Source organism: Streptomyces sp. NPDC000345 (assembly GCF_042898825.1).
GTDB lineage: Bacteria > Actinomycetota > Actinomycetes > Streptomycetales > Streptomycetaceae > Streptomyces.
This window is the reverse complement of the sequence record NZ_JBIAZE010000002.1, coordinates 260229-279900: the sequence shown is the minus strand read 5'-3', so window position 1 is coordinate 279900 and position 19672 is coordinate 260229. Positions and strand designations below refer to the sequence as shown.

The following is a 19672-nucleotide window of genomic DNA, read 5'->3' as shown; positions in this document are numbered from 1 at the left end:
ACGGAGGACAGTCCCCCATGCACCAAGCCCTGATCGTCGCCCGTATGGCCCCGGGTTCCGCTCCGGACATCGCCAAGGTGTTCGAGGAGTCGGACCGGGGAGAGCTGCCGCACCTCGTCGGGGTCGCCCGGCGCAGCCTCTTCCAGTTCGGCGACGTCTACCTGCATCTGATCGAGTCCGAGCGCGATCCGGGACCGGCCATCGCCAAGGTGACGGATCATCCCGAGTTCCGGGGCGTCAGCGAGCGTCTGTCGGCGTACGTCAGCGCGTACGACCCGCAGACCTGGCGGTCCCCCAAGGACGCGATGGCGCAGCGCTTCTACCTCTGGGAGCGCGATTGACGCCGGCTGATCCCCGCCGACGTCACCGGTCGCCGGGTCCGCGACGCTGCGGGCCCGGCGACCGGTGGTTTCGGGGCGTCCGGCTCAGCCGGGGACGTGGCAGTCGAACGCGTGCAGATAGGGGTTGACCGGCCGGATGTCGTCGATCACCAGGCCCGCGTCGGTCAGCCGGCTCACCATGCTCTCGGTGGTGTGCTTCGCGCCGCCGACGTTGAGGAGCAGCAGCAGGTCCATGGCGGTGCTGAAGCGCATCGAGGGCGTGTCGTCGACGAGGTTCTCGATGACGACGACCCGGGTTCCGGGGCCGCCCGTCCCGATGACGTTGGCGAGGGTCCGGGCCGTGGACTCGTCGTCCCACTCCAGGATGTTCTTGATGACGTAGACGTCGGCCTTGACGGGTACGGCCGCGCGGACGTCACCGGGCACGATCCGGGTGCGGTGCGCGAGGTCGCCGCCCTCGCGCAGCCGGGGCAGGGCGTTCTCGACCACACGGGGCAGGTCGAGCAGGGCGCCCCGCATCGCCGGGTACTTGTCGAGCAGGCTGGCCACCACGTGGCCCTGGCCGCCGCCGAGGTCGGCGACCGAGGTGCTGCCGGACAGGTCGAGGAGGGCCGCGACCTCCCGGGCCGACTGCTCGCTGGACGTGGTCATCGCCCGGTTGAAGACCTCGGCGGACTCGGGGGCGTCCTCGTTGAGATAGGTGAAGAACTCCTTGCCGTAGAGGTCCTCCACGACGTTGTGGCCGGTGCGCACCGCCTCGTCGAGCTTGGGCCAGGCGTCCCAGGTCCACGGTTCGGTGCACCACAGGGCGATGTTGCGCAGGCTGTGCGGGTCGTCCTCGCGCAGCAGCCGGGACATGTCGGTGTGGGTGAACGTGCCGTCGGGGCGCTCGGCGAAGACGCCGTGGCAGGACAGGGCCCGCAGCAGCCGGCGCAGCGGCTTCGGCTCGGCCTTCACCGCGGCCGCGAGGTCCTCCACGGTCATCGGGCCGTCCCCGAGGGCGTCGGCGACGCCCAGCCGGGCGCAGGCGCGCAGGGCGGCGGCACATGCCGCCCCGAACACGAGCTCCCGTAGCCGCATGGGTGGGGGCGGGGCGCTTTGAGCGGTCGTCATGTGCCGCCTTCCTTCCTCTTCTGGGTGGGGGGTCAGGTCAGCACAGGCCCGCGGGCTTGGAGGCCTTGCAGGAGTTGCCCTTGAAGGTGTTGCCCTTGCCGGTGTCGGTGACGACGAGGTCGGCCGGCGAGTTGCCGCGCAGCACGTTGTCGCTGATCCGGTTCCGCTCGCTGGTGGTGCCGACGAAGCTCTTGAACAGGACGATGCCGCCGGAGAGCGGGGAGCCGCCGACGTTGTCGGTGATCACGTTGCGGGTGATCACGCTGTCCTCGGCGCCGGTCAGGACGATGCCGGAGCCCTGGAGGGCGTCCAGCCGGGCGGTCTTCGGGCAGGACTTGTTGTTGCGGGTGATGCGGTTGTCGCGGACGGTGACGTGGCCGGCCTTCGGCTTGTTCTCGTCGCCGACGACGAAGACGGCCGCGCAGTTGCCGGTCATGGTGTTGCCCGCGACGGTGAGCTCGCGCAGCCGGCGGACGGTGACGCCGATCCGGTTGCCCTCCAGCCGGTTGTCGAGGACCCGTGTGCCCCTGGTGTCGGTGGCGCCCTGCTCCTCCTTGACCGTGTTGGCGAGGAACAGGCCGGCGTCGCCGTTGGCGCGGGCGGTGTTGCCCCGCAGCAGCGTGCGCACCGAGGCCTCGGTGGCGATGCCCCAGACGCCGTTCTTCTCCGCGGTGACGTTGCGTACGGTCAGCCTGTCGGTGGCCGTGGCGTAGACACCGTTCTTGGTGAACCCGGAGACGGTCAGGGAGGTGAGGGTGACGCCCCTGAGCTTGTGGTCCTTCGTGCCGGTCACGCAGATGCCGTTGCCTTCCGCGGCACAGGTGTTCGCGGCCTTGTTCTTGGCCGGGGCCGGCTGGAGCACCGTGTCGTGGCCCGCGCCGCGCAGGGTCACCCCGCTCTTGGCGATGGTGACGCTCTCGCGGTAGAGGCCGGGGGTCAGGAAGACGGTGTCGCCGGGGGCGGCCGCGTCCACCGCCTTCTGGATCGACTGTCCCGGCAGGACCACACGGATCGCGTGCGGTGCCCGGGGGGCGGGACCGGCGGCCGCCGGGGCGGCACCGAGCCCCGTCCCGACGATCGCGGCGGTGCACGCCAGATACAGAGCATGGCATTTCGTCATATTCCAGACAATATGCCCGAATTCAACCTGATCCGGTGGATGAGCCGTCCGGCGGCGTGTCACCCTCGGGGTCGCACGACGGGTCCGGCGTCGGACGGCGCGTCCCGCACCGGCTCCGCCTCTCCCGGCGCACCGGACCTGCTCCCCCCGAGCTCACCCGACCCGCTCCCCGAACGCCTCGTAGGCCCGCTCGTCGAACAGTACGAACCTCACCTCGTCGACCTGCGTCCGCGTCGTCCTGACCGTCTCCACCGCGATCCGGGCGGCGTCGCCCATCGGCCAGCCGTAGATGCCCGCCGAGACGGCGGGGAACGCTACCGTGCGGGCGCCCAGTTCGTCCGCGACCCGCAGGGACTCGCGGTAGCAGGAGGCCAGCAGTGCGGAGCGGTCCTCGCTCGCGCCGTACACGGGGCCCACGGTGTGGATCACCCAGCGCGCGTCCAGGTCGCCCGCGGTCGTGGCGACCGCCTGGCCGGTGGGCAGGCCCTTGCCGTAGTGGGAGGCGCGCAGCCGACGGCAGTCGGCGAGGATCGCGGGGCCGCCCCTGCGGTGGATGGCGCCGTCCACGCCACCGCCGCCGAGGAGCGAGGAGTTCGCCGCGTTGACGATGGCGTCCACGGACTGGTCGGTGATGTCGCCCCGGACGAGCGTGATGGTGGTCATGCCTGTGTATACCAGCAGCCGTGACCGGCGGACCCGCATGACCGGCCGGCGTCAGCCCTGCTCGCGCAGTCTGCGCCACACGGCCTTGGCCGCGTTGTGGCCCGACATGCCGTGCACCCCCGGGCCCGGAGGAGTGGCCGAGGAGCAGATGAACACGGCCGGATGCGGGGTCGAGTAGGGGAACAGGGACAGCCGGGGCCGCAGCAGCAGCTGGAGACCGGTGGCCGCGCCGGTGGCGATGTCACCGCCGACGTAGTTGGCGTTGCGGGCGGCGAGTTCGGCGGGGCCGGCGACGGCGCGGGCGAGGACGCGGTCGCGGAATCCCGGGGCGAAGCGCTCCAGTTGGCGTTCGATGGCGTCCGTGAGGTCGCCGGTCCAGCCGTTGGGGACGTGCCCGTAGGCCCAGAACACCTGCTTGCCGGCCGGGGCGCGGGTGGGGTCGGCGACGCCGGGCTGGACCGTGATCAGGAAGGGCCGCTCGGGTGCGCGGCCCTCCCGGGACGCGGCGCGCAGGGCCGCGCCGATCTCCGCGCTGTCCGCGCCGATCTGCACGGTCCCGGCCACCCGTGCCTCCGGCGCGGTCCAGGGCACCGGTCCGTCGAGCGCGTAGTCGACCTTGAAGGCGGCGGCGCCGTAGCGGAACCGGGCGTAGTGGCTGCCGAAGCCGGCGATGCGGGCGAGGGCGGTGGGCGAGGTGTCGAAGACGTACGCGCGGGCCGGGGGCAGGTCGTCGAGGCGCTTGACCTCGTAGTCGGTGTGGACGCTGCCGCCGAGGTCCCGCAGATACCCGGCGAGGGCGTCGGAGATGGCCTGGGAGCCGCCGCGGGCCACGGGCCAGCCGCGGGCGTGCGCGGCGAGGGCGAAGACCAGGCCGATGGCGCCGGTGGCGAGGCCGTTGAGCGGGGACATGACGTGGGCGACGAGACCGGCGAAGAGGGTCTTGGCCGGTTCGTCGCGGAAGCGGCGGGCCAGCCAGGTGGACGGGGGCAGGCCGGCCAGGCCGAAGCGGGCCAGGGTGACCGGGTCGCGCGGGAGCGCGGTGAGGGGGAGGGACATGAAGTCGCGGGCGAGGGTGTCCCAGCGGGGCAGGAAGGGCTCGACGAGCCGGCGGTACGCGCCCGCGTCGCGGGGCCCGAAGGACGCGGCGGTCTCGGCGACGGAGCGGGACAGCACGGCGGCGGAGCCGTCGGGGAACGGGTGCGCCATGGGCAGTTCGGCGTGCAGCCACTCAAGGCCGTAGCGCTCCAGGGGCAGGGCGCGGAACGCGGGTGAGTTGATGCCGAGGGGGTGGGCGGCGGAGCAGGGGTCGTGGCGGAAGCCCGGCAGGGTGAGTTCCTCGGTGCGGGCTCCCCCGCCCACGGTGTCGCGCGCCTCGAAGAGCGCCACCGAGAAACCGCGCCTGGCCAGCTCCACCGCGGCGGTCAGCCCGTTGGGCCCCGCCCCCACCACGACCGCATCGAGCATCGACGGCACTTCCGACCCCTTCGTCAGCGGGTGGCCCCCGCAGCCCGGCGGCCTCCGGGGCCAGGATATGCCGGTGGTACGACAGCCCCCTCGGCCCGGCCCGGCCCGAGACGCCCAGAACCGGCCCGCCGAAGCCTCCGGACGGGCCCCGCGCCCGGCGCCCGCCGGGGCAGACGCCCCCGACGCGCCGAGGACCCGCTTCGGGGCACCAGCCGTCAGCCCGCCCGGACCCGGATCTGCGGCGGCTCCGAAACCCGTCGCGGTTTCCGCCGCCAGGCCGCCGGACCGCACCCTGTCGCGGCTTCCGCCGGTGTCCGCCCCCGGGGCCGAGGAGTCCGACGGCCTCGCGGGCGACGGCCCCGCCGACGCCGTCGAAGACGACGGTGACGGCCCGGCCGCCCAGGTGGGCGCGGGGTGCCACGGTCGTCGGTCTCGCCGGCGGGCCGCTCAAGACGGTCCAGGCCGGCCCGCCGGACCCAGACCTGTCGTGGCCTGCGCCACCGGCACGTCAGGGGGCCCGAGCCCGCAAGCCGTCACCTCCCCCGGCCGGCACCTGCCCCGGACGGCCCGGCAGGTGCCTCAGCCTGACGAGGGCGCACGCCGGGCACGCCCCCGTCAGCCCTGCGGGCACCCGCCCTCGGTGCACCACACCCCCGCCCGTGGGGCCCCGTCAGCCCGCCGTAGGCCCCGTTCCCGCCAGCAGGCTCGCCACCCGGCGGGCCGTCGCTGCGTCGCGGGCCGCGGTGAAGGGCAGGGAGTTGCCGCCGGTGATGCGGAACGGTTCGCCGGTGAGGGTCAGATGGGCGCCGCCCGCCTCCTCGACGAGGAGCAGTCCGGCCGCGTGGTCCCAGGCGGCCTCCCAGGAGAAGGCCGTGGCGTCCAACTCGCCCCGGGCTATGGCGAGATACTCCAGGCCGGCCGATCCGCAGGGGCGGGGTGCGACGCCGTCCGTGCGCAGGGCCAGCAGGGCGCGCTTCTGCTCGTCGGTGGTGTAGTCGGGGTGGGAGGTGGCCACCACGAGGTCGCGGCCGGGGGCGGGCGGCCCGGCGAACAGCCGCTCGCCGTCGAGGAAGGCGCCGCCGCCGCGCACGGCGGTGGCGAACAGGTCGCGGGCCGGGGCGTACGTCCAGGAGCCGCGCAGGACGCCGTGGTGGGCGAGGGCGACCAGGGTGCAGAAGCCGTCGTCACCGTGCACGAACTGGCGGGTGCCGTCGACGGGGTCGACGATCCAGACCGGGGCGTCGCCCTGTATCGCCTCGTACGTCGCCGGGTTGGCGTGGACCGCCTCCTCGCCGACGACGACCGAGCCGGGCAGCAGGGCGGCGAGGGCGTCGGTGAGGAACAGCTCGGCGCCCCGGTCGGCGTCGGTCACCAGGTCGTGCGGGCCGTTCTTCTGGTCGACCTCGTGCGCGGCGAGCTGCCGGAAGCGGGGCATGATCTCGGCCTCGGCGGCCTTGCGCAGTGCCTCCTCCACGTCCGCCGAGCGGCGGGCGAGAAACTCGTCGATGGTTTCCTTGTCTTCGATCATGCCCTCCATGAGAGCACGCCCCACTGACAATCCCCACCCCGCCGGTGCACTCCAGGCGGAATCGGGATGAAGAACGAGTACGCCGAGTTCAGCGGCCCACCGCGTACCCTTGCATCCCCCGCGGGTTCGCGGCCGCCGACAGGATCCCGGTCCGCGGGTCGCGGGCGACGGCGCACAGCCGTCCCTCCGACCAGGGGTCGCCGACGGTCACGTCGTGCCCGCGCCGGCGCAGCCCCTCCACCACCTCCGTCGGCGTCCGGGACTCCACCGTGACGCTGCCCGGCCGCATGCCGCGCGGGTAGAAGGAGCCGGGGAAGGAGTCGTTGTGCCAGTTCGGGGCGTCGATCGCGCCCTGGAGGTCGAGACCGCCGCGCACGCGGGAGCGGAGGGCGACGGAGAGGAAGAAGTGCAGCTGCCACTGGTCCTGCTGGTCACCGCCGGGCGTGCCGAACGCCAGCACCGCCGCCCCCTCGCGCAGGGCGAGGGAGGGGGTGAGGGTGGTGCGGGGGCGGCGGCCCGGTGTGAGGGAGTTGGGCAGTCCCTCCTCCAGCCAGGTCATCTGCAGCCGGGTGCCGAGCGGGAAGCCCAGTTCGGGCACGACCGGGTTGGACTGCAGCCAGCCGCCGCTGGGGGTGGCCGCGACCATGTTGCCCCAGCGGTCGACGACGTCGAGGTGGCAGGTGTCGCCCCGGGTGAGGCCGTCCGCGCGGACGCCGGGCCCGCCCGGGGTCGCCGCGTCCGCACGCGCGCGTGCCCCGCCGCCCGCCTCCGGCTCCCCCGGCACCGGCGAGGCGGGGCCCTGGGCGACGGTCGGCTCGCCGGCGCCCATCGGGTCGAAGCCGGGGCCGTCGTCGGCGACGACGTACGCGTGCGCGCTCAGCCGGGGGGTGCGGCCGCCCGGGCTGCCGGGCCGCAGTTCGTGGGACGCCTCGTCGCCGACGAGGGACCGGCGCCCGGCGTTGTAGGCGTCCGACAGCAGCTCGGCCAGCGGGACGTCGGCCGCGTCGCCGTACCAGGCCTCCCGGTCGGCCATGGCGAGCTTGCAGCCCTCGACCAGCAGATGGACGTACTCCGCGGAGCCGTACGCGGGCAGCTCGGGCGGGAGCAGGGCGAGCTGCTGGAGCAGGGCGGGGCCCTGGCTCCAGGGGCCGGCCTTGCACACGGTCCAGCCGTTCCAGTCGTACGTCGCCGGCGCCTCGTAGCCCGCGGACCAGCCGGCGAGGTCGGCGGCCGTGAGGGTGCCGGTGTGGCGCTCGCCGCTGGTGTCGAGGGTGGGCCGGGCGGCCTGCCGGAGCAGCGCCTCGGCGACGAAGCCGCTCCGCCACACCTGTCGCGCGGCCTCGATCCGCGCCTCGCGGTCCCCGGCCCCGGCGGTCTCGGCGAGAAGCCGCTTCCAGGTGGCGGCGAGGGCGGGGTTGCGCAGGAGTGCGCCGGCCCGCGGCGCCTTCCCGCCCGGCAGGTACACCGCGGCCGACGACGTCCACTCCGTCTCGAACAGTTCCCGTACCGTCTCGACGGTCGCGCCGACGTTCTCCACGGGCGGGTGCCCGTGCTCGGCGTACCCGACGGCGTACTTCAGGACGTCGGCGAGGTCCTTGGTCCCGTGGTCGCGCAGCAGGACCATCCAGGCGTCGAACGCGCCGGGCACCGCGGCGGCCAGCGGACCCGTGCCCGGTACGAGGTCCAGGCCGAGTCCCCGGTAGTGCGCGACCGTCGCGCCCGCCGGTGCCACGCCCTGCCCGCACAGCACCCGTACCTCGCCGCCCGCCGGGGCGAGCAGGATCGGGGCCTCGCCGGCCGGCCCGTTGAGATGCGGCTCGACGACGTGCAGCACGAACGCCCCGGCCACGGCGGCGTCGTACGCGTTGCCTCCGTCCTCCAGCACGGCCATCGCCGACTGCGAGGCCAGCCAGTGCGTGGACGACACCATGCCGAAGGTGCCCTGGAGGGTGGGCCGGGTGGTGAAGCTCATCTCTCACCTCGCTGGTGGCGCGCCGACTGGTCGCGAGAAGGCTGTCCACGGGGGGCGTGCGTCACGCGGGCTGCGGTGTGAGGCGTTTGTGGCCCTTGCGGTCGTAGTAGCGCGTCATCGCGAAGCCGAAGAGCGGGGCGAGGACCGCGCCGATCGCGATCATGATCCAGGAGCGGGTCAGTCCGGCGTCGCCGCGCGCGTCGAAGTAGAGGATGGCGCGGACTCCGTCGCTGAGCTGGCGCATCGGCTCGAAGTGGGACAGGAAGCGGTAGAAGCCGGGCACGGCCTGGAGCGGGACGGTGGCGCCGGAGGACGGCAGCCCCAGGACGATGAACACGAACATGGACACGAGCTGGCCGATGCCGCCGAAGGCGGCGTTGATGGCCTGCACGCCCAGGCCGACGGCGAGGGACGCGCAGTAGGAGTAGATCCACAGCAGGGGCAGGTGGGTGGCGTCCATGCCGAGGACGCCCACGCAGGAAACCATCACCAGGGAGGCGCTGAGGAGCGTGATGCCCGCCGTCATCACCATCTTCAGCAGCAGGGTCTGGGTGCGGTCGATCGGCACGGTGGGCCGGCGGGTGTGCCAGGGGCCGATCTCGTTGTCGGCGTAACCGAGGGCGGTGTCCACGCCGTTGCTGATGACGTTGCCGCCCATGAAGCCGGCCAGCACGAGCAGCAGGGTGTAGTAGAAGGCGCTCAGTCCGAGGCCGCTGTGGGCGCCGACGGGGTGGCCGACGCGGGTCACGACGTCCACGGGGTCGGCGAGCAGCAGCCGGGCCGTGGAGTCGGCGCCGGGGGCGGCCGCCGTGAGCCGCTTGCCGAGGGTCAGCGAGACCTGGTGGGCCGCGTCGGTGGTGATCCGGTTGGCCAGGGAAGAGCCCAGGCTGCCCTTGCCGGGGTTGGTGAGCGTGGTGATCGTCGGCCGTGTGGTGGCGCGGGTCGTGGTGAGCGCGGTGACGGAGTCGGTGAAGCCGGCGGGGATGACGAGCGCGCCGTACACCTTGCCGGAGTCCAGCTGGTCCTGGGCCTGGGCGCGGCTGAGCCGGCGCCACCGGGCCCTGCCGCCGGCGGTGTCGGCGGCGATGGCCGCGGCGGCCTGGGCACCGAGGTTCTGCCGTTGCCCCGCGGGCGGCTCGCCGGTGTCGCCGTCGACGAGGGCGATGGGCAGGTCGCGCAGGTCGTCGTCGGGGCTGACGATGCCGCCCATGTAGAGCAGGGAGAGCAGCAGAGCGAGAACGCCGGTCAGCACGGCGGGTACCAGCCACAGCCTGGGGCGGGCCAGCAGGGTGACGGCACGGGCCTCGGGGGCGGCTGGTTCGGGCATGGTTCTCCGTAAGTTACCGGCTATGGGGAGACATATCCCTTTCTCACCGTACGCCCGATACATCCGACGATGCGTCAGAACCTGCGCACCCCTTCGTCACCGCGTCGCCACGCAGCGAGTTTTCGCTTCCGCCTCATAGGGAGTCGTGTGACACTGGCGTCCTTGTCCGCACTGCGGACCCCGTCCGCACCGTCCCCCACGAAAGTGCGCCGTGCGTTCTCTCCCACTGCCGCTCGCCCTCACCGCACGCCTGACCCCGGTGGTCGTGCTGGCCTGCGCGGGCTGGGCGCTGACGTCCGGTCCGGACACCGACACGAAGGACACCGCGGCCAAGGACACCCGCAAGACCCGGTCCGAGAAGACGTCCGGACCGTCCGAGACCGCCGTGTCCAAGACGTACACCGCCGCGCCCGCGCCGTGCACGAGCGTGGCCACGAAGACGGTCACCTCGCTGGTGCCGGGCGCCAAGACGGCCGGCAAGGAGATCCCCTCCACGGACACCGAGTTGCGCCGCACCTGCTCCTGGAACGCGCTCAAGGGGTACGACTACCGCTGGCTCGACATCTCCTTCGAGATCACGGAGTCGGACGACGCGGCACAGACGTCGTACAAGGAGCGCCTGGAGGAGAAGAGCGGCGGCGGCGCGGTGCCGGGTCTCGGCGACGAGGGCTACTCGGTGGTGAACCTGACGACGGAGGACAAGCAGCAGACCCGCGAGGGCACGGTCGTCGCCCGGGTCGCCAACGCGCTGGTGGTCGTCACCTACAACGGCAGCGACTTCGAGTCGAAGAAGGCCCCCAGCACCGACGTGATCAACAAGGGCGCCATCAAGGCGGCCAAGGAGGCCGTGGCCGCGCTGCGGGAGAACGGCTGACCCTCTCCGCGACACAGCGCGGCCGGGAAGGCGGACGCCCTCCCGGCCGCGCTCGCGCCACGCGTCAGGCGCCGCGTTCCTCCGGTCGTCCGCGCAGCAGCATCAGAGCCAGGTACACCACCGTGGACGTGCCGAGGCCGACCGCCCAGCCGTAGTCGGCGAGCGGTTCGAGCGCCGGGACGGGCCGCCCGTCGAGGATCGGCTTGAAGCTGGCGCCGCCGACCGCGAGGACACCGCCGGCCAGGAAGGCCGCCACGGCCCGCCAGTTCCAGCCGCCCTCGTACCAGTAGCGGCCGCCGGTGCGGTACAGGTCGGTCAGGTCCAGCCTGCCGCGGCGCAGGATCCAGTAGTCGGCGATGAGGATGCCGGCGACCGTCCCGAGCAGACCGCCGACCAGGCCCAGCCAGGTGAAGATGTAGCCCTGCGGGTCGGAGTACAGCTTCCACGGGAAGATCAGCACACCGAGGACGCAGGTGGCGAGGGCGCCCATCCGGAAACTGATCCTGCGGGGCGCGATGTTGGAGAAGTCGAACGCCGGCGAGACCATGTTGGCCGCGATGTTCACCGACAGGGTCGCCACCAGCACGGTCACCAGCGCGAACAGCAGCCCGAAGACGTTGTCCGTCTTGGCGGCCAGCTGGACCGGGTCCCAGATCGTCTCGCCGTACACGGCCTGCGAACCGGAGGTGACCAGCACGGACAACAGCGCGAACAGCGTCATGGTGGTGGGAAGTCCCAGCGCCTGGCCCCATGTCTGCGCCTTCTGGGACTTGCCGTAGCGGGTGAAGTCCGGGATGTTCAGCGACAGCGTGGACCAGAAGCCGATCATGCCCATCAGGGACGGCCAGAACAGCTTCCAGAAGTCGCCGCCCCAGCCGAGCTTGGAGGGCTGGTCGAGCAACGGGCCGAACCCGCCGGCCTTGTCGCTCATCCAGATCAGCATCACGAACGCGCCGACGAGGACGAAGGGCGCCGCCCAGTTCTCGAAGCGGCGGATCGTCTCCATGCCGCGGTAGATGATCGCGACCTGGATCGCCCAGAAGATCGCGAACGACAGCCACATGGTCCAGGCGTAGCCGCCGATCTTCCCGGCGTCGCTCCAGCCGTTGCCGATCAGTTTCCCGGCGAGGAAGTAGATCGCCTCACCGCCGATCCAGGTCTGGATGCCGAACCAGCCGCACGCCACCAACGCCCGTACGACGGCCGGCAGGTTGGCGCCGCGGACACCGAAGGAGGCGCGGGCGAAGACCGGGAAGGGGATGCCGTACTTCGGGCCCGCGTGGCCGGTGAGCAGCATCGGGACCAGCACGATGACATTGGCCAGCGCGATGGTGAGCACCGCCTGCTTCCAGTCCATGCCGACGGCGATCAGACCGGAAGCGAGCGTCCACGACGCCGTGTTGTGGGCCATGCCGACCCACAGCGCGGAGAAGTTGTACGTGGTCCAGGTGCGCTTCTCGACGGGGACCGGGAGCAGGTCCTCGTTGGCGAAGGGGCCGCTGGGCAGCGGCGAACCAGGAGCGATCTCCACCCGGCCGTCGGCGAGGGTGACTTGAGAGGTCGGCGGTATGGCCGTGGGAGCGGTGTCGGTCATGGGCAGGCCAATCAAACGAGGGCGGATCCGGAAAGGCCGTGCGGGGGCCGGCGGGGCCGGGGAGGGGCGGCGTGGGGGCGTGTCTGCCCTTCCCTTCTCCCGCCCCCCTCCCCCGGGACGGCGGGAGAGGGGAGAACTGGGGTGGGGGGACGGGGAGTCGGTCCGTGGGGAGGGGTCAGCCGTTGACGGCCGGGATCACCTGCGCGCCGTACGCGTCGATGACCTTCTCCTGCGCGTCGTGCATGTCGTAGACGGCGAACTGGTCGACGCCCAGCTCACGCAGGGCGTTCAGCTTCTCGATGTGCTTCTCGACCGGTCCGATGACGCAGAACCGGTCGACGATCTCGTCGGGCACGAACGCGGTGTCGGGGTTGTCGCTGCGGCCGTGGTGCGAGTAGTCGTACCCCTCGCGGGCCTTGATGTAGTCGGTGAGTTCCTCGGGGACCTGCGAGGAGTGCTCGCCGTACTTGGACACCAGGTCGGCCACGTGGTTGCCGACCATGCCGCCGAACCACCGGCACTGGTCACGGGCGTGGGCGAGCGCCTCGGGGGAGTCGTCGTCGGTGACGTAGGCGGGGGCGGCGACGCAGACCTTCACCTCGGACGGGTCACGGCCGGCGGCGACGGCCGCGTCCTTGACCGCCTTCACCATGTACTCGGTGAGGTACAGGTCGGAGAGCTGGAGGATGAACCCGTCGGCCTCCTCGCCGGTCATCTTGAGCGCCTTCGGGCCGTACGCGGCCATCCAGACCGGCAGCCGGGCGTCGTCCCTGATCCAGGGGAACCTGACGACCGTGCCGCCGAGGTCGGCCTCCTGGCCCGAGCCGAGCGCCCGGATGACCTTCATGGCGGCACTGATCCGGGCCAGGGTGTTCGGGGTGCGGCCGGCGACGCGCATCGCGGAGTCGCCGCGCCCGATGCCGCACACCGTGCGGTTGCCGAACATGTCGTTGAGGGTGGCGAAGGTGGAGGCGGTGACCTCCCAGGTGCGGGTGCCCGGGTTCGTCACCATCGGCCCCACGGTCAGCGTGCTGGTGTTCGCCAGGATCTGGCTGTAGATCACGAACGGTTCCTGCCAGAGCACGGCGGAGTCGAAGGTCCAGCCGTAGGTGAAGCCGTTGCCCTCCGCGCGCTTCATCAGCTCGACGACCTTCGAGGCCGGCGGGTCGGTCTGCAGGACGAGTCCGAAGTCCATGTGCGCCCTTCCTAGTTGAGGTACTGACAGGTGGAGCGCGGGGTGTAGACGCCGTGACCCGCGCGTCCGGTGTACTCCCGCTCGGTGATGACGGGTTCGCCGCGCGACAGGACCGTCTCGACGCGGCCGGTGAGACGCTTGCCCTCGTACGCCGAGTAGTCGACGTTCATGTGGTGCGTCTCGGCGGAGACGGTCTGCTCGGCGTGCGGGTCGTAGATGACGACGTCGGCGTCGGCGCCCGGGGTGATGGTCCCCTTCTTCGGGTACATGCCGAACATCCGGGCCGGGGTGGCACAGGCGATCTCGATCCAGCGGCGGCGCGAGATGCGCCCCTCGACGACGGCCTGGTGGAGCAGGTCCATCCGGTTCTCCACGCCCGGCAGCCCGTTGGGGATCTTGGAGAAGTCGCCCCGGCCGAGCTCCTTCTGGCCGACGAAGCAGAACGGGCAGTGGTCGGTGGAGACGACCTGCAGATCGTTCGTCCGCAGGCCCTGCCACAGCTTGGCCTGGTGCTCCTTGGGCCGCAGGGGCGTGGAGCACACGTACTTCGCGCCCTCGAAGTCCGGCTCGGCGAGGTTGTCGGTCGACAGGAACAGGTACTGCGGGCAGGTCTCGCCGAAGACGTTCAGGCCCTCGTCGCGTGCCCTGGCCAGTTCGGCGACCGCCTCCATCGCCGAGACGTGCACGACGTAGAGGGGGGCGCCCGCGACCTGCGCGAGCTTGATGGCGCGGTGGGTGGCCTCGGCCTCCAGCAGCGCCTTGCGGACCTCCCCGTGATACCTCGGATCGGTCTCCCCGCGGGCCAGCGCCTGCTCCACCAGCACGTCGATGGCGATGCCGTTCTCCGCGTGCATCATGATCAGGCCGCCGTTGTCGGCGGAGCGCTGCATGGCGCGCAGGATCTGGCCGTCGTCCGAGTAGAAGACCCCGGGGTAGGCCATGAACTGCTTGAAGGAGGTGACGCCCTCCTCGACCAGCAGGTCCATCTCCTTGAGGGTGTCCTGGTTCACGTCGGAGACGATCATGTGGAAGCCGTAGTCGATCGCGCAGGTGCCCTCGGCCTTGGCGTGCCAGGCGTCCAGGCCCTCGCGCAGGCTGTGGCCCACGCTCTGCACCGCGAAGTCGACGATGGTCGTCGTCCCGCCCCAGGCGGCGGCCCGGGTGCCGGTCTCGAAGGTGTCGGAGGCGAAGGTGCCGCCGAACGGCAGCTCCATGTGGGTGTGGGCGTCGACCCCGCCCGGGATCACGTACTTCCCGGTGGCGTCGATGACCTGCTCGGCCGTCCAGGCCTCGGCGGCCGGGGTGCCGGAGGCGGCGAGGGCGGCGATACGGCCGTCCTCGATCAGGACGTCGGCGTGGATCTCGTCGGACGCGGTGATGACGAGACCGCCGCGGATGATTTTCCGGCTGCTCATACTCCAACTCCAGAACGGCGATCGGGAAGGTGCGGGTCGTCGATGGCGGGCCGCGCCCCGCGGCGGAGCCGCGAACGGACGCTGCCCCGCGCCCCTGGAAGGGCTGTGCCCTTCCTCGGCCGCGCGGGGAGCCATGAGGTCAGGGAGCCGTCAGCGGGCCGTACGCCTCGGGGCGGCGGTCCCGGTAGAACTGCCAGCGGTCGCGGACCTCGCGCAGCTTGGCCAGGTCCAGGTCGCGGACGACGAGTTCGCTCTCCTTGTCGCTGGCCACCTCGCCGACGAACTGGGCCTCGGGGTCCACGAAGTACGAGGTCCCGTAGAAGTCGTTGTCGCCGAGTTCCTCGGTGCCGACCCGGTTGATCGCGCCGACGAAGTACTCGTTGGCGACCGCCGCCGCCGGCTGCTCCAGCTGCCACAGGTAGGCGGACAGTCCGCGCGAGGTCGCCGAGGGGTTGAAGACGATCTCGGCGCCCTCCAGACCCAGTGCCCGCCAGCCCTCGGGGAAGTGACGGTCGTAGCAGATGTAGACGCCGATCTTCCCCACGGCGGTGTCGAAGACCGGCCATCCCACGTTCCCGGGGCGGAAGTAGAACTTCTCCCAGAAGCCCTTGACCTGCGGGATGTGGTGCTTGCGGTACTTGCCGAGGTAGGAGCCGTCGGCGTCGATCACGGCGGCCGTGTTGTAGAGGACGCCCGGCTGCTCCTCCTCGTACATCGGCAGCACCAGGACGATGCCCAGTTCGCGGGCGAGCGCCTGGAAGCGCCGGACGATCGGGCCGTCCGGGATCCGCTCGGCGTACTCGTAGAACTGCGGGTCCTGGACCTGGCAGAAGTACGGTCCGTAGAACAGCTCCTGGAAGCACAGGACCTGAGCACCCTGCGCGGCCGCGTCGCGGACCGCCTGCTCGTGTACCTGGATCATCGATTCCTTGTCGCCGGTCCAGGCCGTCTGGAAGACGGCGGCGCGGATCACTCTGCTCATCGGGACCTCCGGTCGCTCGGTGTGCGAGGAGCCTAGGAAGTCCGCGAGCGGGCTTTGAGTTGCAGCGTGTCACGTCTGCGCGGGCGCGGCGTGCCACCGTGTCACGTCTTCGCCGACCCATGTTTCACCGCCGTTTTCGCAGGTCGTTGCTTGTTTCCGGGCTGTTGCGCAGGCCCCTTCGGTCACGCCTGTTGCGCGTCGTGCGCGAGCAGCGCGATGTGCACCGAGGCGGCCTGTTCGAAGTCGTCCAGGTCCACTCCCAGCCGTGCCTGTATGGCCTCCAGCCGGCGGTACAGGGCCGGCCGGGAGACATGGTGGAGCTGCGCGGTGCGGGACTTGTTGCGGCCGGTGGCCAGATAGGTGCGCAGCACGGCGAGCAGATCGTCGGCGGCCGTGCCGCACAGCAGCCCGTCCAGTTCCCGCTCGGCGAAGGACTGCACGTGCGGGTCGTCCCGCAGCAGCCGTATCAGGCCGCGCAGATGGACGTCCCTGAGACGGACGACGGGCGGGAGGTCGAGGGCGGCCGAGGAGTCGGCGACGGCGTCGGCGACGTGCTGGGCCTCGCGCAGCCCGGCCGGGACGTCGTCCCAGCCGGTGCGCGGACCGGCCGAGGCGACGACCGTGGCGGGTTCCCCGGACTCGGTGCGCAGCCGGGCCGCGAAGTGCGCGGCGAGCGCCTCGGCGTCCTGGTCGCGGGCGAGGCTCAGCAGCACGGCGGTGGCCCCGTCGGCGAGTTCCGCGACCAGGCCGGGCAGCCCCAGCAGCCGGAGCATCCGGTCGAGATGGGCGGGATCGCCGTCCCGTACGACCAGCGGGACGAAGGTGCGCCGGTTGACGGGAAGTCCGGCCGCGCGGGCCCGCGGCAGCAGCTGCCGCGCCGGTACGACACCGGAGACCAGGTCCGTCAGCAGGCTCTGCGCGGACTGCTCCTCCCAGGTGTGGGCGGAGGTGCCGCCGAGCATGCGGTGCAGGACGAGGGCCTCGGCGGCCCGGTCGGCGAGCAGCCGCCCGCCGGCGGTGTCGCCCCGGTAGCCGCACAGCATGATCTGTCCCCACCGCTCGCCGCGACCGCCCAGTTCGGCGCGGATCCAGCCGTCTCCCTCGGTGCCGCCGGCCTGCCGGGCGATGCGCTCCCAGTCCCGCAGCACGTCGTCGACCGCCGACCGCTCCCCCGCCGTGGCCAGCACCCGGTGGGCGAGGTTGGTGACGACGACGGGGCAGCCGGTGTGGTGGGCGACCTCGTCGAGCAGCCGCTGCAGCGGGGCCCCGGCGGTGATCAGCCCCGTCAGGGCGGTGCGGACGGCCTCGGAGAGGCTGACGGCGGCGAACTTGCGGCGTACGAGCCGGGACTGCACCTCCTCGGTCAGCTCGGCGAACGGGAAGGGCCGGTGCAGCACCACCATGGGCAGTCCGCACCGCTCGGCGGCGCGCCGCATCACGTCCGGCGGGGCGGGGAAGGCGCGCCCCAGGCCGAGGACCACGGCGGCGGCCTCGGCCCGGTGCAGGGACCGGATGTACTCGGCCTGCGCGCCCTCGTCTCCGGCGAGCAGCACGCCCGTGGTGAGGACCATCTCGCCGCCCCTGAGCATCACGCCGACGTCGGCGGCCTCGGCGACGTGCACCCAGCGCACCGGCCGGTCGAGCCGGTCCGCCCCGGCCACCACCTCGGGGTCACCGGCCAGGACGCGTTCCAGGGACAGGACCTGACGGACCGACAGGGCGGGTTCCAGGGGCTCGACGGGGCCCCAGGTCTCCGAGGTGGTGGTCATGGCGGTGTTCCCTTGCTCAACCGTCCGGCCCGGGCCGGTGCTGTTACCGCGTGCTGCTCAGCGCGCTTTCGAGGATCGCGGCGCCCTCCTCGGCCTCCGCGACGGTCAGGGACAGCGGCGGGGCGATGCGCAGGGCGCTGGTGTCGTGCCCGCCGCCCTTGCCGATCAGCAGGCCGCCCGCCCGGGCGGCCTCCAGCACGGCGGACGCCCGCTCCGGGTCGGCCCGGTCGGTGCCGGGCTTCGTCAGCTCGACGCCGATCATCAGTCCGCGGCCGCGCACCTCCCGTACGCCCGGGTCCTGGGCGGCCACGGACCGCAGCCGCTCGATGAGCAGGCCGCCGACCCGCCGGGCGTTGCCCTGGAGGTCGTGCTCCAGGAGGTAGGTGAGGTTGGCGAGGCCGGCCGCCATGGTGAGCTGGGTGCCGCCGAAGGTGGAGATGCTGTTGGCGTCCAGGCAGTTCATGATCTCGGCGCGGGCGATCACCCCGCCGATGGAGGCGCCGTTGCCGATGCCCTTGGCGAAGGTGACGATGTCCGGCGGGCCGCTGCGGCCGTGCGCCTGCCAGCCCCAGAAGTGGTCGCCGGTGCGTCCCCAGCCGGTCTGCACCTCGTCGGCGATCCACAGGATGCCCCGCTCGTGCAGCACGTCCCGGAAGGCCGCGTAGAGGCCGTCCGGGGGCGAGGTGAAGCCGCCGACGCCCTGGACGGGCTCGGCGATCAGCGCGGCGGGCGGGCGGGTGTGGCCGAGGAGGTCCTTGAGGTCGTCGACGCAGGCCGCGATGAACTCCTCGTCGCCGAGCCCGGCGAACGGGCCGCGGCCGCGCACCCCGCCGTGCACGTACAGCGTCTGCAGCGGGGACAGCGAGGTCGGTGACCAGCCGCGGTTGCCGGTGATGCCGACCGCGCTGAAGGAACGGCCGTGGTAGCTGTTGCGCATCGCCAGGATCGTGTTGCTGCGCCGGTACGTCGTGGCGAGCAGCAGGGCGGTGTCGTTGGCCTCGGTGCCCGAGGTGGTGAAGAAGACGCGGGCGTCCGGGATGCCGCTCAGCTGGGCGACCCGCTCGGCGAGTTCGACCATCGGCCGGTTGAGGTACAGGGTGGAGGAGTGGACGATCCGGCCGGCCTGCTCGGTGACGGCCTTGGTCACCTCGGGCAGGGCGTGGGCGGTCATCGTCGTCAGGATGCCGCCGAAGAAGTCGAGGTACCTGGTGCCGTCGGCGCCCCAGACGTACCGTCCCTCCCCGTGGGTGATCTCCAGCGGCTCCTCGTAGTAGAGCGCGAGCCAGTCCGGCAGGACGCCTCGGTGACGCGCGTACAGGTCGCTCACGGCTGCACCAGCCCTTCGTAGGCGTCGGGGCGGCGGTCGCGGTAGAAGGCCCACTGCTGCCGCACCCGGTCGATCAGGTCGAAATCGAGGTCGCGGACGACGAGTTCCTCGCTCCGGTCACTCGCGACCTCGCCCACGAACTGCCCTCGCGGGTCGACGAAGTACGACGTCCCGTAGAAGTCGTTGTCCCCGTACTCCTCGACTCCCACACGGTTGATCGCCGCGACGAAGTACTCGTTGGCGACGGCCGCGGCCGGCTGCTCGAGGCGCCACAGGTGGGAGGACAGGCCGCGGTGGGTGGCGGAGGGGTTGTAGACGAGCTGGGCGCCGTTGAGTCCGAGCTGCCGCCAGCCCTCCGGGAAGTGTCGGTCGTAGCAGATGTAGACGCCGACCCTGCCGACGGCGGTGTCGAAGACGGGCCAGCCGAGGTTGCCCGGCTTGAAGTAGTACTTCTCCCAGAAGCCCTTGACCTGCGGGATGTGGTGCTTGCGGTACTTGCCGAGATAGGAGCCGTCGGCGTCGATCACGGCGGCGGTGTTGTAGTAGAAGCCCGACTGCTCGACCTCGAAGACCGGGACGACGATCACCATGCCCGTCTCGCGCGCGAGCTCCTGCATACGACGCACGGTCGGCCCGTCCGGCACCGGCTCGGCCCAGCGGTAGTGCTCGGGCTCCTGGACCTGGCAGAAGTACGGGGCGTTGAACACCTCCTGGAAACCGATCACCCGGGCGCCCTGCCGGGCCGCCTCGCGGGCGTGCTCCTCGTGTTTCCCCACCATGGACTCGGTGTCGCCGGTCCAGGTGGCCTGGACCAGTGCGGCGCGTACGACCTCGGTCATGAGCTGCTCCTTCGACGGGACGTCAGAGCCTCTACGCCCGTAGACGATGGTCGTAGAGGGACGAACGTAAGCCTCCGGGAGGGGCTTGCCAAGACCATCGTCGTTAACCCGCGGAGTCGATCGCGTTTCACACTCTCGTGGGGGAGTCG

General features: G+C 72.1%; 16 protein-coding genes and 1 pseudogene. 2 read left to right on the top strand and 15 right to left on the bottom strand.

Annotated elements, in window-relative coordinates:
* Window positions 1-17 precede the first annotated feature (17 nt).
* Entirely contained in the window at window positions 18-341 is a 324-nt protein-coding gene (locus tag ACFY30_RS05730) for a TcmI family type II polyketide cyclase (RefSeq protein WP_390658833.1), read from the top strand.
* An 84-nt stretch (window positions 342-425) separates the two neighbouring features.
* On the opposite strand, the gene ACFY30_RS05725 is transcribed toward ACFY30_RS05730, so the two are convergent.
* The 8 genes and pseudogenes from ACFY30_RS05725 to ACFY30_RS05690 all read right to left on the bottom strand — a co-directional run bounded on the left by ACFY30_RS05725 (window position 426) and on the right by ACFY30_RS05690 (window position 9528).
* Entirely contained in the window at window positions 426-1454 is a 1029-nt protein-coding gene (locus ACFY30_RS05725) for a methyltransferase (RefSeq protein WP_390843887.1), read from the bottom strand.
* A 37-nt stretch (window positions 1455-1491) separates the two neighbouring features.
* Window positions 1492-2574 (bottom strand): nitrous oxide reductase family maturation protein NosD, encoded by a 1083-nt coding sequence (locus ACFY30_RS05720; RefSeq protein ID WP_390843886.1) that lies wholly within the window; start codon window positions 2572-2574, stop codon window positions 1492-1494.
* A gap of 153 nt (window positions 2575-2727) precedes the next feature.
* Window positions 2728-3237 carry an O-acetyl-ADP-ribose deacetylase gene (locus ACFY30_RS05715; protein ID WP_390843885.1) on the bottom strand — a complete coding sequence of 170 codons (510 nt, stop codon included), beginning with the start codon at window positions 3235-3237 and terminating at the stop codon, window positions 2728-2730.
* 51 nt (window positions 3238-3288) lie between these two features.
* Window positions 3289-4701 (bottom strand): phytoene desaturase family protein, encoded by a 1413-nt coding sequence (locus ACFY30_RS05710; protein WP_390843884.1) that lies wholly within the window; start codon window positions 4699-4701, stop codon window positions 3289-3291.
* A 310-nt stretch (window positions 4702-5011) separates the two neighbouring features.
* A pseudogene (locus tag ACFY30_RS05705) lies at window positions 5012-5113 on the bottom strand (oxidoreductase); the annotation flags it as partial.
* A 258-nt stretch (window positions 5114-5371) separates the two neighbouring features.
* A complete protein-coding gene (locus tag ACFY30_RS05700) occupies window positions 5372-6229 on the bottom strand; it encodes an inositol monophosphatase family protein (RefSeq protein ID WP_390843882.1) in 858 nt (285 codons plus the stop codon).
* Window positions 6230-6317: 88 nt separating this feature from the next.
* The gene (locus tag ACFY30_RS05695) at window positions 6318-8201 is read right to left on the bottom strand and encodes a gamma-glutamyltransferase family protein (RefSeq protein WP_390843881.1); all 1884 of its coding nucleotides are present in this window, start codon (window positions 8199-8201) and stop codon (window positions 6318-6320) included.
* Between the two features lie 61 nt (window positions 8202-8262).
* Window positions 8263-9528 (bottom strand): DUF3533 domain-containing protein, encoded by a 1266-nt coding sequence (locus ACFY30_RS05690; protein ID WP_390843880.1) that lies wholly within the window; start codon window positions 9526-9528, stop codon window positions 8263-8265.
* Between the two features lie 211 nt (window positions 9529-9739).
* On the opposite strand from ACFY30_RS05690, the gene ACFY30_RS05685 reads away from it, so the two are divergent.
* Complete coding sequence (locus ACFY30_RS05685) at window positions 9740-10402, top strand: hypothetical protein (protein ID WP_390843879.1); 663 nt, start codon at window positions 9740-9742, stop codon at window positions 10400-10402.
* A gap of 64 nt (window positions 10403-10466) precedes the next feature.
* On the opposite strand, the gene ACFY30_RS05680 is transcribed toward ACFY30_RS05685, so the two are convergent.
* From ACFY30_RS05680 to ACFY30_RS05650, 7 genes are all read right to left on the bottom strand, one after another.
* Window positions 10467-11996 carry an NCS1 family nucleobase:cation symporter-1 gene (locus ACFY30_RS05680; RefSeq protein WP_390843878.1) on the bottom strand — a complete coding sequence of 510 codons (1530 nt, stop codon included), beginning with the start codon at window positions 11994-11996 and terminating at the stop codon, window positions 10467-10469.
* Window positions 11997-12171: 175 nt separating this feature from the next.
* Window positions 12172-13191 carry a TIGR03842 family LLM class F420-dependent oxidoreductase gene (locus ACFY30_RS05675; protein WP_390843877.1) on the bottom strand — a complete coding sequence of 340 codons (1020 nt, stop codon included), beginning with the start codon at window positions 13189-13191 and terminating at the stop codon, window positions 12172-12174.
* Between the two features lie 11 nt (window positions 13192-13202).
* Entirely contained in the window at window positions 13203-14606 is a 1404-nt protein-coding gene (hydA, locus tag ACFY30_RS05670; RefSeq protein ID WP_390843876.1) for a dihydropyrimidinase, read from the bottom strand.
* A gap of 139 nt (window positions 14607-14745) precedes the next feature.
* Window positions 14746-15588, bottom strand: a complete 843-nt coding sequence (locus ACFY30_RS05665) for a nitrilase-related carbon-nitrogen hydrolase (RefSeq protein WP_390843875.1) — start codon at window positions 15586-15588, stop codon at window positions 14746-14748.
* 182 nt (window positions 15589-15770) lie between these two features.
* Entirely contained in the window at window positions 15771-17357 is a 1587-nt protein-coding gene (locus tag ACFY30_RS05660) for a PucR family transcriptional regulator (RefSeq protein ID WP_390843874.1), read from the bottom strand.
* 43 nt (window positions 17358-17400) lie between these two features.
* Window positions 17401-18684, bottom strand: a complete 1284-nt coding sequence (locus tag ACFY30_RS05655) for an aspartate aminotransferase family protein (protein ID WP_390843872.1) — start codon at window positions 18682-18684, stop codon at window positions 17401-17403.
* Window positions 18681-19523: a nitrilase-related carbon-nitrogen hydrolase gene (locus tag ACFY30_RS05650; protein WP_390843871.1), complete on the bottom strand. Its 843-nt coding sequence runs from the start codon at window positions 19521-19523 to the stop codon at window positions 18681-18683. Before ACFY30_RS05650 ends, ACFY30_RS05655 begins: the two co-directional genes overlap by 4 nt.
* Window positions 19524-19672 lie beyond the last annotated feature (149 nt).

What these genes read in the sequence shown, in the direction of transcription:
- ACFY30_RS05730 (WP_390658833.1), top strand. Translation starts at nt 18, where the DNA reads ATGCACCAAGCCCTGATCGTCGCCCGTATGGCCCCGGGTTCCGCTCCG.
- ACFY30_RS05725 (WP_390843887.1), bottom strand. Translation starts at nt 1,454, where the DNA reads ATGACGACCGCTCAAAGCGCCCCGCCCCCACCCATGCGGCTACGGGAG.
- ACFY30_RS05720 (WP_390843886.1), bottom strand. Translation starts at nt 2,574, where the DNA reads ATGACGAAATGCCATGCTCTGTATCTGGCGTGCACCGCCGCGATCGTC.
- ACFY30_RS05715 (WP_390843885.1), bottom strand. Translation starts at nt 3,237, where the DNA reads ATGACCACCATCACGCTCGTCCGGGGCGACATCACCGACCAGTCCGTG.
- ACFY30_RS05710 (WP_390843884.1), bottom strand. Translation starts at nt 4,701, where the DNA reads ATGCTCGATGCGGTCGTGGTGGGGGCGGGGCCCAACGGGCTGACCGCC.
- ACFY30_RS05700 (WP_390843882.1), bottom strand. Translation starts at nt 6,229, where the DNA reads ATGATCGAAGACAAGGAAACCATCGACGAGTTTCTCGCCCGCCGCTCG.
- ACFY30_RS05695 (WP_390843881.1), bottom strand. Translation starts at nt 8,201, where the DNA reads ATGAGCTTCACCACCCGGCCCACCCTCCAGGGCACCTTCGGCATGGTG.
- ACFY30_RS05690 (WP_390843880.1), bottom strand. Translation starts at nt 9,528, where the DNA reads ATGCCCGAACCAGCCGCCCCCGAGGCCCGTGCCGTCACCCTGCTGGCC.
- ACFY30_RS05680 (WP_390843878.1), bottom strand. Translation starts at nt 11,996, where the DNA reads ATGACCGACACCGCTCCCACGGCCATACCGCCGACCTCTCAAGTCACC.
- ACFY30_RS05675 (WP_390843877.1), bottom strand. Translation starts at nt 13,191, where the DNA reads ATGGACTTCGGACTCGTCCTGCAGACCGACCCGCCGGCCTCGAAGGTC.
- hydA (WP_390843876.1), bottom strand. Translation starts at nt 14,606, where the DNA reads ATGAGCAGCCGGAAAATCATCCGCGGCGGTCTCGTCATCACCGCGTCC.
- ACFY30_RS05665 (WP_390843875.1), bottom strand. Translation starts at nt 15,588, where the DNA reads ATGAGCAGAGTGATCCGCGCCGCCGTCTTCCAGACGGCCTGGACCGGC.
- ACFY30_RS05660 (WP_390843874.1), bottom strand. Translation starts at nt 17,357, where the DNA reads ATGACCACCACCTCGGAGACCTGGGGCCCCGTCGAGCCCCTGGAACCC.
- ACFY30_RS05650 (WP_390843871.1), bottom strand. Translation starts at nt 19,523, where the DNA reads ATGACCGAGGTCGTACGCGCCGCACTGGTCCAGGCCACCTGGACCGGC.